16 protein-coding genes are annotated in these 15163 nt (G+C 51.1%); 14 read left to right on the forward strand and 2 right to left on the reverse strand.

What is annotated here, in order from left to right; translation table 11 throughout:
• Positions 1–347: 347 nt before the first annotated feature.
• On the reverse strand, positions 348–1304 hold the full coding sequence (locus GOW48_RS17140; protein WP_170755401.1) for a helix-turn-helix domain-containing protein: 957 nt from the start codon (positions 1302–1304) through the stop codon (positions 348–350).
• Positions 1305–1410: 106 nt separating this feature from the next.
• On the opposite strand from GOW48_RS17140, the gene GOW48_RS17145 reads away from it, so the two are divergent.
• From GOW48_RS17145 to GOW48_RS17155, 3 genes are all read left to right on the forward strand, one after another.
• Positions 1411–1566: a hypothetical protein gene (locus tag GOW48_RS17145; RefSeq protein WP_170380012.1), complete on the forward strand. Its 156-nt coding sequence runs from the start codon at positions 1411–1413 to the stop codon at positions 1564–1566.
• A 14-nt stretch (positions 1567–1580) separates the two neighbouring features.
• The gene (locus GOW48_RS17150) at positions 1581–3254 is read left to right on the forward strand and encodes a sulfatase-like hydrolase/transferase (RefSeq protein ID WP_170644975.1); all 1674 of its coding nucleotides are present in this window, start codon (positions 1581–1583) and stop codon (positions 3252–3254) included.
• A gap of 95 nt (positions 3255–3349) precedes the next feature.
• Positions 3350–4087, forward strand: a complete 738-nt coding sequence (locus tag GOW48_RS17155) for a hypothetical protein (RefSeq protein WP_170477049.1) — start codon at positions 3350–3352, stop codon at positions 4085–4087.
• A gap of 414 nt (positions 4088–4501) precedes the next feature.
• On the opposite strand, the gene GOW48_RS17160 is transcribed toward GOW48_RS17155, so the two are convergent.
• On the reverse strand, positions 4502–5326 hold the full coding sequence (locus tag GOW48_RS17160; protein WP_170756461.1) for a hypothetical protein: 825 nt from the start codon (positions 5324–5326) through the stop codon (positions 4502–4504).
• A gap of 121 nt (positions 5327–5447) precedes the next feature.
• Here GOW48_RS17160 and GOW48_RS17165 point away from each other — a divergent pair, with 121 nt between their 5' ends.
• From GOW48_RS17165 to GOW48_RS17215, 11 genes are all read left to right on the forward strand, one after another.
• Positions 5448–6101: a hypothetical protein gene (locus GOW48_RS17165; RefSeq protein ID WP_170755403.1), complete on the forward strand. Its 654-nt coding sequence runs from the start codon at positions 5448–5450 to the stop codon at positions 6099–6101.
• Entirely contained in the window at positions 6098–8050 is a 1953-nt protein-coding gene (locus GOW48_RS17170) for a Mu transposase C-terminal domain-containing protein (RefSeq protein ID WP_170755404.1), read from the forward strand. Before GOW48_RS17165 ends, GOW48_RS17170 begins: the two co-directional genes overlap by 4 nt.
• Positions 8031–8552: a TniB family NTP-binding protein gene (locus tag GOW48_RS17175; RefSeq protein ID WP_170755405.1), complete on the forward strand. Its 522-nt coding sequence runs from the start codon at positions 8031–8033 to the stop codon at positions 8550–8552. The genes GOW48_RS17170 and GOW48_RS17175 overlap by 20 nt, the downstream gene beginning before the upstream one ends.
• 6 nt (positions 8553–8558) lie before the next feature.
• Positions 8559–9011, forward strand: a complete 453-nt coding sequence (locus GOW48_RS17180; RefSeq protein WP_170755406.1) for a hypothetical protein — start codon at positions 8559–8561, stop codon at positions 9009–9011.
• Positions 8983–10812 (forward strand): TniQ family protein, encoded by a 1830-nt coding sequence (locus tag GOW48_RS17185; RefSeq protein WP_170755407.1) that lies wholly within the window; start codon positions 8983–8985, stop codon positions 10810–10812. The genes GOW48_RS17180 and GOW48_RS17185 overlap by 29 nt, the downstream gene beginning before the upstream one ends.
• 454 nt (positions 10813–11266) lie before the next feature.
• Positions 11267–12088: a prephenate dehydrogenase gene (locus tag GOW48_RS17190; RefSeq protein ID WP_331251828.1), complete on the forward strand. Its 822-nt coding sequence runs from the start codon at positions 11267–11269 to the stop codon at positions 12086–12088.
• A gap of 242 nt (positions 12089–12330) precedes the next feature.
• Complete coding sequence (locus GOW48_RS17195) at positions 12331–12630, forward strand: hypothetical protein (RefSeq protein ID WP_170646515.1); 300 nt, start codon at positions 12331–12333, stop codon at positions 12628–12630.
• Between the two features lie 201 nt (positions 12631–12831).
• On the forward strand, positions 12832–13293 hold the full coding sequence (locus GOW48_RS17200; RefSeq protein ID WP_170756460.1) for a hypothetical protein: 462 nt from the start codon (positions 12832–12834) through the stop codon (positions 13291–13293).
• A gap of 55 nt (positions 13294–13348) precedes the next feature.
• Positions 13349–13963 carry a hypothetical protein gene (locus GOW48_RS17205; RefSeq protein ID WP_170755410.1) on the forward strand — a complete coding sequence of 205 codons (615 nt, stop codon included), beginning with the start codon at positions 13349–13351 and terminating at the stop codon, positions 13961–13963.
• A 52-nt stretch (positions 13964–14015) separates the two neighbouring features.
• On the forward strand, positions 14016–14321 hold the full coding sequence (locus tag GOW48_RS17210) for a hypothetical protein (protein WP_170755411.1): 306 nt from the start codon (positions 14016–14018) through the stop codon (positions 14319–14321).
• Positions 14322–14363: 42 nt separating this feature from the next.
• On the forward strand, positions 14364–14537 hold the full coding sequence (locus tag GOW48_RS17215) for a hypothetical protein (protein ID WP_170755412.1): 174 nt from the start codon (positions 14364–14366) through the stop codon (positions 14535–14537).
• The last annotated feature ends 626 nt before the right edge of the window (positions 14538–15163 follow it).

Genomic DNA, 15163 nt, shown 5'->3' on the forward strand with positions numbered 1-15163 from the left:
TTGTAGGTGCGCCCATAGCTTTGCATTTCGCCCAAAGAATTGCATTTTTGGCCCAAAACTTTGGGCGCATTAACCTTCAACTTTCTTGGTTCGAGGCTCCATATCTTCGGGTCTCATTCTTTGCCTGTTTCGCGCCATCGCCGTATTGCCGGGGAAGGTTTTCGGATGGCCGCTTCCAGCCCGAAGCGGATCTACAAAATCCGACTTTGCAATTCTCGTGTTGCGGACAAGTTAGGCCGCGTACTGCCAAGGTCTCAGCGTCGCTAGCCACTGAACTCTGACAGTGGCTCCGCAACTACAATTGCTTAACACAAACTTTGCGCCAAAGACTGTTGCCAAGCTCTGTTTCAGTTCACTTTGCCTGACAACGTTTGTGTCGGCAGTTGTCCAAAGAGTGCTCTGTAGTCTCGCGCGAACTGACCCATGTGCCAAAATCCGTAAGCGTTTGCGATGTCCGATATACTCTCCTCTGGCGAGCAGGACACCAGTTCATGGCGTACAGCACCGAGACGGGCTCTTAGATAAAACTGCTTGGGGCTCACCCCATATGTTTCCTGAAACGCGCGACGAAGAGTGCATGCAGATACCTGAATATCTGCACATACTTCACCGATTGAAACGTTATCCATCAAATGGGCCCGCATGAACTCAACGGCTTGTTGTGCTAAACGGGTTCTATTTTTACTGTTTCGCCGATCACTCCATTTTTCGCCTACCACCAGCATTTCCAGAAGCTCAAAGATCATATCACTCTCTTCACTATCAGAGCTTGGTCCGGCCGCTGATCCAATTAGAAAGCGCGCTTTGTTTTTGACTAAGGAATGAAGCTTTCCAGCGTCGCTAACGAAAGATCTTAAAGCGTCATTTCGCACGGTGCTGATATCAAGACCGCAATCGTCGGCGATCCGTTGAGCCCTTCGGATGTTGATGCCAAAGGTCAGGCCTGTGAGCGTTGAATTGCTCACGCCTTCAAAAGGGTCTCCGCTACCAAAAATCATCAGAGCGGTGTCTGAGGGTGAGCCGTTAAGCCAAGTCCGTACACTCCCTTTGTCTGGTAAGCCAAACGCTAGAATGTCAGGGCGAGAAACACCAGTTTGGTACACAGCCTTATCAAACGACAAATCAATCATTTGAAGGTCAAGACCTGCCCAAACGGATACCGAAGAGTTCATAGTTCCCTCCTCAATTTGGCGTAGCTCAACATCCCATTGGGACAGCTCGCGGAATTGCGAAGGGTCCTGCAAAAAAAGTGTGTTTGGGGCGCAGGTTTTTTTGGGGGCTGATCGTTTTTTGATGTCGTCCATTCCGCCCCGCAGGTAGTTTTCATGAAATGTTATTCGAATATGTAGGCTTGGACAATTGCAAGACAAAGCAGACAAATCGAGAGGGAAGAGGTTCGGACGCCCATCGTTGCCTGACGATACTGCGCGCACCGAACGCGTCGTAACGCTGCTAACCAAAAGCGAAAAAGAGTTGTTGCGCTCACAGGCTGAAGACAGCGAACTCTCCCTTTCAACCTTTTGCCATCATCTGATCCTTGAAGGTCTGAAAACAAGTAAATCATGAAACAGGGGTATCTCATGAAATCAAAACTGTTCCTCTCAGCGCTGGTCTTTACCGGCTCCGCTATCACGGCGGCAGCTCAGGACAGCAATATCGTGCATGATGCGGAATACTATGTCCTGAAGCAGCAAAACGAAGCCGTTTGGGTCGAGAACGACGCACAGGTTGACCAACTGCTGGCCGATTTTCGTGAGAAAAACGGAGGGAACCCTCCAAACATCTTCTACATCCTTATTGACGATATGGGTTTTGGCGACATGGGTATGCCCGAGATGAACGCGATACGCGGGTATTCGACGCCCAATATCAACGCGCTCGCAGAGGAAAGCATGCGGTTTGCGCGCATGTATACCGAGCCGTCCTGCACACCTTCGCGGGTCGCCTTCATGACGGGTCGCCAGCCGTATCGCAATGGGATGGGCGATACCGCCGTCGATATTTCAGGTTTTGGCCTTGCCGATGAAGAAGTCACAATTGCCGAAGTTCTGAAATCCGTAGGCTACAACACCTCGCATGTTGGCAAATGGCACATGGGCGACATTCAGGAATCCTGGCCTACTTATCAGGGCTTTGACTACGCCGCGTTCCCCATCCATCAGCAGGGCCAGTTGGCCATCTTCAACGAAGATGCAGCCAAGGAAGAAATCACCATGGCCATAGGGGAAGACAACTACAACTCCAAATACACGCTGGATGATTGGTTTCGCCCTGATCCGGGACACATGATTACCGGCCTCGAAGCTGTTATTGGCGGGGAGGTCCGCGAAGTCCATATGGAACCGGGTGAGAAATGGACCCAGGACAAATATAATGAAATGAACATCCGCTATCAGGCACAGGCGATGGAACAGTTGCGCCTGCTAGCAGAACGGGATGAACCGTTCTTCCTGCAATACTGGCCGCTTGTCCCTCTGTCGACAACGCGCACGACGAGAGCGGCGTTCACGACACCCAACGGCGGTACATTCGTTGAAAGCATGGAAGAGCTGGATGAATGGATCGGGGTCATTCTGAACGAAGTCGATGCGCTGGGGCTTAGGGACAATACCCTGATCGTTTTGATGGGCGACAACGGTCACTTCACCAAATATGCCCCCGGCAGTGGGTTTTCGCCGCTGGTCTTCCGGGGCGGCAAGGCCGATACGTCTGAAGGAGGCGTTCGGGTGGATGCGTTCGCCCGCCTGCCCGGCTTGATCGAGGGAGACTCGATTGTATCTGACATTATTCATATCTCTGATTTGTTCACGTCAATTGCGCGTATCGGCGGAGCGATGGATGCCATCCCCCGCGACCGGATCATTGACGGTGTCGATCAGACGTCCCTGATGTTTATTGGCGATACGCATGGGCGCAGGGATCATGTACTGATCTACTCGATCAATTCGCTGAAAGAGGTGGTAAAGGAACACATCAAACTCAAAGTTCCGGCCAAAGGTGAAAATGCTATCGTGGCCAAGTTCTACAACCTGTTCCGCGACCCCCGCGAAGAACAGAGCGTATCGACCGAGATCGGAGCATGGGCTGGACATGAGTTTAACCGCATTATTGCCCGCCACCTGAAATTTAAGGAAATGTACCCCGATCAACCGGCCGCGACTGGACGTCCCTATGAAGGTATCGTGAACCTTCGTCCTGAAACCGTCGCAGCGGTGGATGCCTTTGTCGCCAAGCGGGACATTCAGCCCGACTAAAAGGTGAAGCTGATAAGAGTAATGCAAGCCCCGCATCAGATAATGATATGCTTGATGTGGGGCTTGGCATCCACAACAAAAATTCTGGAAACAATATGAAAATCCAAGCGCTTGTCCTTGCATTGGCGACTGGCATTGTTGCGGCCCCAGCAATCGCCGATGAAAACGCTTCAAACCCTTTGGCCGCAGTTAATAACACGGACATCCGGTATCAGTATTTTGATTTGGGCAACGGTGCTGACAAGCAGGACGCCTTTATAGATGGCGCATACATGCTGCGGCCTGATCTGAAACTGAAATATGAGTTGCACTACAACTCAACGGATGTGACTGGAACTCGGTTCACTGACTTCGAGAAATTGAGCCTCAAAGCGATCTATTTTCCCTCTCAGAGACCGCTCAACGAAACGTGGGCCATCAAGTCGGCCATTGGTCTGGAGTGGATTCTGGACTTTGGCGACCCGGAAAAAGGGATCGGAACCGGGTCCGATCAAATTGCGCCTTTTGGCGGGTTCGCCTTTGCAAACACAAAATCAGGGCTGACGCTGATCCCACTGCTCCAGCATTTTGCTTCATACAATGGCCCGACGGACATAAACCAAACTGCGATGCGGTTGATTGCGCTACAACCGTTTGGCGATGGGTACTGGGCCAAGGCTGACATCAAAGCACCATATGACTGGGAGAACGATGCTTGGCCAGCGACCGCTGAGTTCCAGATTGGCAAGAACCTCAGTCCTGGCATCGCAATTTATGCTGATTTCCTAATCGGTATAGGTTCCGACCGCCCCTACGATAAAGGTGCCGGCTTGGGTTTGCGTTTCAACTACTAGTTCACCCACACCCAACCTCGGCGAAGATCATCTATGTCACAGTCCAGAACTCTGTTCAGCCATTTGTATTCTGCGCCTATCTTGACCCTTCCTGGAACTGCCTTGAGCCAATCCCTGCCCGCGCCGGGTTGGTAGGAAATAAATTGGCGTCACTCGCGCCGCATCATTCTACCTGGTCGCTCCGCTCTGAACTCGGGGAAGATCAACAGTCTCTAGGCGATCCGCTGAGATGGATTTGAACCTTGAAACTGAATCCGTTGTTCGCGCTTCTAATCCCCAGCCAGCGATGCTCAGGCCCAGAGTTCTGAGAAAAGAGACTTCTATTACGATCTGTACCCAAGACTTTGCAAAGTCCGGTTTCTGCGCATTGCAGACCTTCGCGCACGGCATAACACCCATCATTTAGCGAGTACATCATCCCAGAACCTTTAGATCTTTTGGTGTGAGCCGACTTTTCTCCGGCAATGTCCCAAATTTAATTCCTTCGATTTCGAGTTTGTCGCGTATCGCCACAAGTTCATTCAGTTTGTACTCAGATTGCTCAGGAACAACGTATAGTACTTGAGGAACCTTTCTCAAAAGAAGTGCTGCTCTTGCCAGTTGGTCAATCAAGTAGCCAGGATCAATTCTATTCCTTGGGCCTTTGATCTCAATCGCTGCAAAAGGCTCGGAGCCTTCGTATACGATTAAGTCTGTGGCAAGAGGCTCGAACGTTCTGCCTTCTCGAACAGTCAAATTTTCCACATTGAAGATGTCATTAGTGTTCTGTTTGAAAAGCATTTTTGCGCTTACTTCGAAGTCTCGGGCTCTTCGCTGGCCGCCAAAACCACCTCTGGCAATCACGACCGCGGGCTTCTCCGCCAATCGAGCTTCATCAAGAATAGATTTTGTATCCGCTTGAGACAACTCCCCTGAAAGGACGGCATCAGCTATCTCTTTGGATTTCTTGGGGTCATACCGATCTATCCTTGAAAGCAAAATAACTTGCATCATGGCCAGCCAGTCGGGCTTTGATTCAAAAAGATCGGGTCGGTTTTGTTCTAACCATTTCGCCGCGGACATCGGATTGCGAAGGCTTGCAGGCTTTGTGCCTCTGATCGCGGCAACGTTTTGGAGTGCATCGTCCGGAAACGCGAACCCATAGGCTTGGCTGTCTTGGACAACGCGATTCAGCCACGCTCCGAGGGCAATCCAGTTTTCGGTTTTGGCCAAATCTTGAAATTCGTCTTCAGTCATCATCAGTCGCAATCATTTTATTCGCATTGAGCCCATTGCCAATGCGAATGGATGCATGTATAGAGCTCACATGAGGATAGATCGACACGCACCCCCGACGGCCCGACGCGTTCACAAGCGCGGAATGAAAAAACGCGCTGGCAAAATGTCTGGTGTCAAGTTCCCAGGCGTCATTCAGCTCGAAAGCCAAATGGAAGCAGCACTGGTTCGTTGCATGCAGGTCGACCCTCGTGTGATCTCGCTTAAGCCACAGCCTTGCACAATCGACATGGGAACCGGAAGAGCATTCGCAAACAAAGAAGCGGCGCTAGAGGCTAATGAAGGGCGTCAGTACAGGCCTCAGCTCTATACACCAGATCTGGAAATCGAACTTGTAGACGGGCGTGTGTTATATTTGGACGCCAAACACAGTGCTCACATAAATAGGAAGCGAGAGTACCTAGACTATCCTTCACTTCTTGCTGAAGTCGGAATTCCCTTGGTCATAGTTACTGAGGCGTTGTTACAAGGGCCGATTGATCGAAATGCTTGGCTGCTATTGCAAGGACAAGCCGAAGAGACCGCCCCTCAACTTGCAAGCAAAATAGCGAGTCTCAAACAGCAACGTGTGACGTTCAAAGAACTAAGAGAGAATATTGGTATCCCCCAAGCGAAGATTCTTCGCCTTATTCTTGATGGTTACCTGGTGTTCGATTTTTCACGTGAAGCTCTTGGGCCATCCACGAACCTCAATACTGCGAACCGCGACCGAAGACATCTGGAGGTAATCGAATTTTGAAGCAGATTGTCAAAAAGCGGCACCAGAGAATCATTCAATATAGGGGAGAAACCTATGCTGTCGATGGAGCGATAGCTGGGCGGGATGCATATCAGATATCGAACTCCCAAGGTGATCCTTTTGAGATATCTGGACAAGAATATCGGGACCATGTGCACGATGGGCTAGTGAAGGAAGAAGGCTTCGACAAACGTCCTCGCAATGTAACCGCTAAAGATGCACGTGAAGCTCAGCTCAGACTACGCATTGTGGAAAATGCACTAAAGCTTGGGGAGGAAGGCGTTCATTGGGCAAAACGCATACCGATACTTCAACGCGAGTTCGCCGAAGAACCCACTTTCAAAATCAAGGGTAACCGTTTTCCGAGGCAATCGACTGTTCAGAATTGGGTCAAACTGTATCGGCGCGGCGGGCCGGACGCGCTTTTGCCCAAGCACAGCAATTCAGGAAATCGTATGCCAAGGTTTGACAGCGTTTTCCACGAGATAGTGCTCGATCTATTGGAAATGCAATATACGTCGTCGGACAGACAAAATCTAACAAGTCTGTCTAGCGACGCTTATAATCAATACCAGTTGGTTTGCCATGAGAATGGCATAAAACCTGGGTGCTGCGGACGAAAGGCAGTCGAAGCGATTGTGCACACAATCCCTCATTTTGACGTTCTAAAGTGGCAACTGGGCAGCAACGAGGCGCGCCAACACATGCGAATTGCCCAAAAATACTATGATATAACAGCACCTTACGATCAAATAGAATTGGACTGCACAAAAGCTGACATAATGCTGGTTGACGATAGCGGGGAGGTAATAGGTCGGCCGTGGATTTGTGCAGCGATTGACTGTGCTACTAGTTGGATTGTCGCATTTCAGGTCTTCCTACCAGATCCATCATCAGAACATGTGGCCAAAGCTCTAAAGGAGATGATTAGCTACCCAGAGGAAGACTTTTTCGAACAGCACGAAATTGTAAACAGGAAAAAAATCGCCGCACTGCCGAAAGTGGTTGTAATGGATCAGGGTTCAGAGAACGTGGGCGAACCCATCGATGCTTTTATCGAAGTTGCTGGTGTCCATGGCCATTGGGCGCAACCTCGAAAACCCCAGGAAAAGCCGTTTATCGAAAACTTGTTCGGGGCAGTTCGAAGCAAAGTCAGCCAGCTTCCGGGTGCGACTAAGTCAAAGGCATATCCCGACCGGGATCGAACCAAAAAAGCAATGGATGAAGCCCGTCTGACGCTAAGAGTGTTCAATTCAATAATGCAACGCTGGCGCTACGATGAATATGGAAGAACTCCGAGGAGAAAAGTCCAAGACATCTTCAAACGGGGTGAAACACCTAGCGCCGCTTGGGATAGATTGGCAGATGAACACATAGTGCCAGAACCCCCGTCTTTGGACGAGCATCACGCAGCGCTGATGATCCAATCCGAATCTCGAACTCTGTGGCACTACGGTATCGAATTCGAGAGTATGCAATACAACTCTGAAGACTTGGCAAGGCTGTACCGACGACTAGGCCCGCGCCAGCGTGTTGAAATACGCTATGCTCCACTTGATGCTAGGGAAATTTTGGTCGTGGATCCGCATACAGGCGAGTTGGTGCGCGCGTCCAACAAAGCAAAAGACTTGGCAGCACTTTCTTATCGTGAGCTAAGAGAATGCCGGTCGCCCAAGGCGAAACACAACGGACCAATCAAAACGGCTTTGGAGATCCACAAAGATATCCAAGCGCGCAGGACGTATAAGCAGGGCAAAAAAACTAAACTGCAAAGGAACCGCTCTGCGGAAATCGACAAGTTGCGGGCCGCTGACATGCAGAACAGAAGTTTGAAAGAACCACAACTAATTGACCAAATACGGTCAGAGGTTGGTCACAACAAGCTCGCAGTTACGAGATCAAAGAACTTGCCAAGGGTCGAAAAAAAAGATGCTGGACCAAACAACTAGTAGAGCTCTGCAAGGTGCATTCATCCGACATAGCCGCCACGAATGGGCTGTCTCGGAGATAAAACGTCTTTTGAAAATTGCTGCAACCGAGGGTGGACGGATCATACCAATTTTGGGGCCGACGAGATGTGGAAAGACAGAACTGACAAAGGACTTGAAGGCACAAGTTGAAAATGACCGCAACGGCCCAAGTGCTATTCTGGTATCTTCAGATGTCATTCTGGGTCGACTTCCGCCACGGCCTTCCGAGCGGGATTATTACGGTTCTTGCTTGCGAAGCATGGGCTTCGATTTTGTAGAACGAGAGCGACCTGCCCAAATTCGAGAACGTCTTTTTCGGCTCGTAGTTGAACACGGCATCCAGACAATCATTATCGACGAAGTGAACCATTGCGCCGAAACTCTGACTAGGCACTCGCGTCGACAAGCCGCTGATCACTTCAAGACTATTGTTGATGAAACCTCAGTCACTCTGATTTTAGCTGGGTTGCCAATGTTCTAAGCGGTTATGGACAGCAACGAGCAGTTTGCGGGGCGCTGTTTGAACACCATTCGAATGAACCCCTATTGGTGGACCGTTGAAGCTGATCGAATCGCGTTCTGCGATGCAATCTTTGCTGCTTTCGATTGCCTTGAGAAGTCCGGCATCCTTTTGGAGTTTGACCAAGATGATATGGTGCGGCGATTGTACGGAGTTTCCGGCGGGCGTGTGCCGGTGGCGTTGGAAGTGCTGCGCGCGCCCCTGGCGTTAGGTGGCCAAAATTTACCATACAGCACCAAAACGATTGCCAGGGCAGCGACGGATTCAGGTTTAGAGCGTGATCCGTATCAGTCGTTTTTTCAAGAAGAACCACCATCGGATACTGAGCTGATCAGGTCATACATCAGAGTCATGGCAGATGCTGGTCTCGAAGTAGAGCCTATGACGTCGCATGAGCTTGCGATTATGCGAGGTGTATGAGGTGCCGGGTTTGTTTTCAGTACCACCAATGAAAGGCGAGAGCCTTATCGGATATTTGCGCCGCCTAGCCCACGTAAATGGATACAGAGATGTCTCTGAATTTTTGACACTGTTCCAGCGGAAGTATGGGCGAATTCTAGTCGAGAACATCGAGCAATTAGAGCAGGAGATGGGCTTAGAAAATGGTTTGTTGGTTGCTATTTCCCCTTCTGCCAACCCTGAGTCACCCAGCCTGAACTGGCGCTTCGAGCGGCATCATAGCGATCCGATTTGCCCTTCATGTCTTGCCGATGGCCTACCATTTCAACCTACTTGGCGTCACTGCTTGGTGACTGCCTGTCACCATCACAAAATACGACTTCAAGATGTTTGTCCTGTCTGCAAGGCCACACTGCGTCCAACGTCCGGCGGCTTTGATAAATGCAGTTGTGGTTTTAGCTACTCCGATTTCCCGCGGGTGGCAGCAAAGGACCAAGAAGTGGTCATCTCCGCCTTGATTGCGGGAGATTCAACGGTTGGCGAGCGGTTTCTTGACCTTGCAGGAGGGCGTCAGGCCCCAAAAGACATTGGCGCTTTTATTAACTTCCTAGCGAGTGGTTTCACTCAAAACCGCACGGGCAAGTCTGGGAAAACACAAATACCAAAAAGCGTCGCAGATTCATTGGAACTAGTTAAGCCGTTGGCGACTGTATTCGAACATTGGCCACATGGGTTCGAAGAACATGTCCGAGGATTGATGCTGGCCGGAAATTCAGAATCCAACTCTGTGCCGTCCATGCTCGGAAGCTGGTATCAAAGACTTATGAAGTTCGAAGATGATGCGTACCAGCCTTTCAGAGATGCAGTGTCGCGTGCTGCTTCAACCGAGTTCAAGGGAACCTACCTGGGAAAGCTAACGCCGTTGCAAGCTCGGGAATGGGTCTCGGCTAAACAAGCGGCCAAGGAACTGGGAATTTCTGCACAGCGCTTGGTGGCTGAGGTTCAGTCAGGTCAAATTGCCGGAAAGCAAGCCCGTAGCGGGTATGGGCACCGGCATACGATGATTCCACGCTTCGAGATTTCGAACATCTATCTGGATAGGAAGCGGTATTGGGATGGGTTGCAGGCCAGAGACTACCTTGGTGTTACAAGAAAGCAATTTGATCTGCTTCGCGCGTCAGAATTGATCCACGAGGTTGCTGCTGAATACCGTCCTCCACTTGTTGATGGTTGCATTGACAGTGAAAGCCTAAAAGAGCTCACAACAAACATTCGAAACTGCACTCAAGTTCAAGCGGGAGAAACTATACCGTTCAATCAGCTCAACCTGAGGCGCACAACTGATCGAGCTGCTTTGATGCATGTTCTTCAGAAAATCTCCACAGGCGTTATCAAACCTGTTGTTGCGGAAGAAAACATGCGACTTGGGGAGTTTCATTTTTCAGTTTCCGACATCGACCGCGAACTTGGGACGCAGCGATTATCAAAAGACTGGACCGCAAATGATGTCGCAAAGTTGACGGGTTGGAAGGCCCAGGCTGTAACTCACTGGTGCAAGCTGGGCCTACTCGGATCTCGCACCGTTCCGCATGGCCCAAGCGAGTCTTTCTTGGTCAAGCCGCAGCAGCTTGCGATCTTTCAAAGCGAGTACATGCCCGTTGCGACACTGGCTAGGTCAAGAGGAACAACGTCCCGAAAGCTCCTGTCGGATTTTGAGAGCAAAGGAATTGAGACCCATGGGGCGCAAATGGAAGGTAAGACGACGCGAGGACACTTGGTAAAGCTGAGTGATCTGGCTTCGCTGCTGTCTAAGGCCGCCTAGTGCTTGCCTGCACCATCGGAAAAGAACACCACTGAAATGCGCTGTCCAATTGCGGGTTCGTGGTCGCGTGAAACCTGCTCAGCTTCGTCGATGAAACCGGCCGTGGCGGTGTGGCCTATTTGGATTGTGGATTTTGCCCCCGATCCAAAGACTGATTGGGATTTAACATAAGTCGCGATTATGCAGCATTCGCAGTTTCGCGATCTGAAGCAGGCATCCGATCAGAAAACGACACATTTTCGGATTGAGCTCATTCCCACAGAGTGCCGCACCATAGCCAATAGCCTATTTGCGGCAATATCGTTGACTCTGCGCTCTTGGGTGCCTTATCGCTGACCTCATGGTGAAATCGTTCTTCGCATCGCAGGACTATTATCCTCAGCTTCGATAGCTGCGGGCAATTTACCATTGGTTTTCCGCTGCCCCTGACAGCGGTCAACATGCAAAAGACCTTGTGCCGGGCGGCAAATTCAAAGGTCGCAAAATGAACAACAACAGCAGAAGTCAAAAAACGTCGCTAGGCATCGTGGGGTTTGGTGCGTTCGGACAACTTGCAGCCCTTCATCTCGGACAGCACTTCGAGATATCGGCCTATGATCCGTCGCTGGACCTTGCCAAGATCGCAAAGAAACTCGACGTGCGTCTGTCATCCTTGCACTCAGTATCGCAGGCTGATGTGATCCTCATTGCGGCACCAGTGTCCTCTTTCGAGCCGGTTGTCAGCGAGATCGCGGATGCTTGTAAACCCGGCGCGCTGATCGTCGATGTCGGCTCAGTCAAAGTCGTTCCCGCGGAAATCATGCGGCGGCGGCTGCCGAACCATGTAGACATCGTCGCAACCCACCCCTTGTTCGGTCCTCAGAGTGCCGCGACGGGTATTGAAGGTCTAAAGATCGCGGTCTGCCCCATTCAGGGAAACCGACATTCAAGGCTGGCTGCGTTTTTACGGAAAGCGCTTGGTCTGACCGTCATCATGACGACACCAGAAGATCACGACCAAGAAGCAGCCGTTGTCCAGGGCCTCACGCACCTCATTGCCAAAGTGCTACTGAGAATGGGACCGCTGCCAACGCGCATGACAACGAAGAGCTTTGACTTGTTATCTGAAGCGATTTCCATGGTTCAGCACGATGCGCCAGAAGTATTCGAAGCGATTGAGAAGGCCAATCCTTACGCCGAGACCATGCGACGACATTTTTTTGATTTGGCCGCAAGTTTGAGTGTCGAGCTGGAAACAGCATCGAGGACGCTACCGCACAATGAAAACGGAAATTGAAGGAGCGGCATCCAAGGACAGGTTTGTCCGCAACCCGGTCATAGGTGTTTTCTACCAGTGTCAGCTCTGGATCAAAGCAGCCGTTTACGCTCTGACCTGTTAATAGGTCCAGAGCCTAGGCATCAAAACACGTAGTCCCCGTCTGAAATCCGCTATCATGAAAAAGTCTCGACACAATCAAATAGTTGATTTTGTTTCGCATCTTTGGCCAAGTATTAGTTGGAACCATAGAGGGAACGACAATGAAGAAGTTTTTGGCGCCCACCGCTGTACTATTTGGGGCTCTGACTGTTGCAGCATGTGAAGATACTGGCAGCTCGACTGCGTCATCGGAACTGACTCCAGCACAGCAAGCATGTTTGCGGGACGTAGCCAACACGACGAACAATTCGCAAGTCGTGGTGCTCTCATCCGCGTTTAGCGAGGCGGGAACACAGGTCACAGTCGGCGTTGGCGAGGATCGAGCTCCTTGGAATTGTATTGCTTACAGTGATGGCGCGACAGCTGGTATCGAGTTCCTGGGCGACGAAGGCGCATTGTGACCCGTCTGCTGCGTAGCTGAAAACGGCTTCGCAGCACTGGCTTGATCTGCTGAGGCTCGACTTGGTTTGTAGAATAACCACCATCGTATTCACGATCTTTTACCTTCTGGCTTTGTTTCTGTTCCTGACGGGTACATTTGGCTGGTTGGGACAAGAAAGAGACCCGTTGTCCGGGGTGTTCCTATTGCCATTGGGATTGCCGTGGATACTCGTAGCGGAGTGGGTTTCAGAGACGGCCAAACCGTGGTTCGCGGCGCTTGCACCGGTTCTCAACCTTTTGGTGCTGGTTTTGATTTGCAGATGGGCACGCGGTTCGCGGCAGTAGTGAAGGCTGAGCTCGTTCTCACCAACAGGGAGGAAATCATGGGAAAAATAATCTTGGGAATCGTGATCGGACTCATTCTCGGCGTGGTTGGGGCGATGACCTTGGGTAGCGGGGCTGCGGTTGGTGTCGGCGTTGCGACAGGCTTGTCCGCCGGGGTCTGCTCCACATTGAAAGGAGCACAAGCCGAGAACCTGATCACCGCCGAGCAAGCGGATCAGATCCTCAATCGCGTAAATTCCGAGATGGCGTCTCTGCAAGGAATTGAAACGACAGGCGAGATCGTCGGCAGCGCACAGGCATGCGATGAATTTCTGTCAAAGCTACGAGAAGCGAAGTGAGGTTCCGCTTAGTAAGGAACAAATCTATTAGGACAAGCCAACAGGGAACCATCTGATGAAACTCGTTTTACTCAAACTCCTCACGCCCATGTTCGCAATCGCGGGCGCGGCTGCCTTTGCAATGTCTGAAGCAGACGACGCGTGTATCGATCATTTGCGACAGGTTGGAGGGCCAGACGGTCAAGCAGGTACGATTGAAAGCTCTCAGTTCTCGGAAGCTGGTACGCTCGTCATGCTACGTGACGCAGGCGGAACGCTTTGGCGCTGCATCGCGTACAAGGATGGAAGCATCGGCGAGATGTCGGTTGTCGAAGCGATGGATGATGGAGGAGGAGCCATGGCAGGCGCAGCCGGGTCTACTGGAAGCCAACGTGTCAAATTTGATTCTGGTTCCACTGGCGCAGAACTCGTCGGTGAGCTCGCGCCCGGAGCGTCGCAGCAATATGTTCTCGGTGCCAAAAACGAACAGTTTCTTTACGTCCGCGTTGCTCCGCGAAATGGCTCCTTGGACTACGTTATTCGCAACCCCGATGGTTCTGAACTGTTGGGATTGATGTCGGCGGACAAGGAGTATCGAGGGCAACTTTGGCAATCCGGTGATCATGTTGTGGAGGTTATCAATCGCGGCAATTCTTCCGTCGATTACAACGTAATTTTCGGAATTGAATAGGTGATCGACCGGAAGCCCTTGAACACGTTCCCAAAACAGCTAGGAAAAACACATGAGAACCAATGTCCTAATGGTGATCGGCGCGGTATGTATTTCTGCACTGGCAGCATGCGATGAGAGTGGCGGATCGGTGGATGCAAGTGCACCAACTGTGGGCAGCTCTAGCGATCTTTCGTCATTTGAAGGGGCAAGAGCGGGCCAAGCTGAAATGGGCATCCAAAGTCTCGGATTTGAACTCATCCGCAGCGAAGGGCTGACCTCGTATTGGTTTAACAAAGATACTGGTGCATGTGCTCGGATCACGACGTCTGAGGGAAGGTACACAGATGTCACTATGCTCCCATCAGGTGACTGCTGACAAATTTCCATCAATCCCAAATCTGAAAGAAGGAGCTCAAACTTGCATTTCGACCTGGCACACGCGGCGGTCATCGTTGTCGCCTTAATCATCACTAACCTGGCATTGAAATCGGCTGGCGTGATCAACGAAGAAAACAAGCACCAATGGAACTGGAAAGTTGTTCTAGCCTACTTCGTAGTCGTCGTTATCATCAATCTGGTGTGGCCCATTTAAAGCTTCACAGCGGAAAGCTAACCGCCCACTTGATATGGTTATCGTGACCTGGCCCTTCCGAGAGACTATCAGGTCAGAAGAGTGTGAACATCAAGGGCTCAAAAAGAAAGGAGCTGGCATGCGGTTTTGGGCGTCCCTCATATTCATTGGTGTTCTGGCAACCGCTGCGAATGCTGACGTTACCAGTCGAAATGGCGGTCCAAGCAACAGTCAAATGCTCTCAAAGGGTGGTGACGGAGGCGTCGATGGTGTCGCTTTCTTTCGACCAGTCTTAAGCGGCGTGTTGTATCGATCCGGTTTCAAAGGCGGTGACAAGGATCGAACTGGCCTAAGTAACGGTCAACGCGAAACTCTGTGCGGTGAAGGTTTTTCAACCGGGTTTTACGCCGACTTTGGCAAAAATACTGAATACGGTCGCACCAGCTGCGGAAACGGATCCTTTGACTATCAGAGCGCCAGATCATCCCGACCCGGTGCTGTCATGGCGTCCATACACGAGGTGATTGAAAACCCTGGAAAGGGCCCCGTCCTGGTGCACTGCATGTGGGGCGTTCATTCCTCGGGTGCATTGTCTGCAATGGCGCTCGTTCAGTTCTGCGGATGGACGGAAGAAAGGGCCAAGGAAT

Origin of the sequence: Ruegeria lacuscaerulensis, from assembly GCF_013033355.1 — a bacterium.
GTDB lineage: Bacteria > Pseudomonadota > Alphaproteobacteria > Rhodobacterales > Rhodobacteraceae > Ruegeria > Ruegeria lacuscaerulensis_A.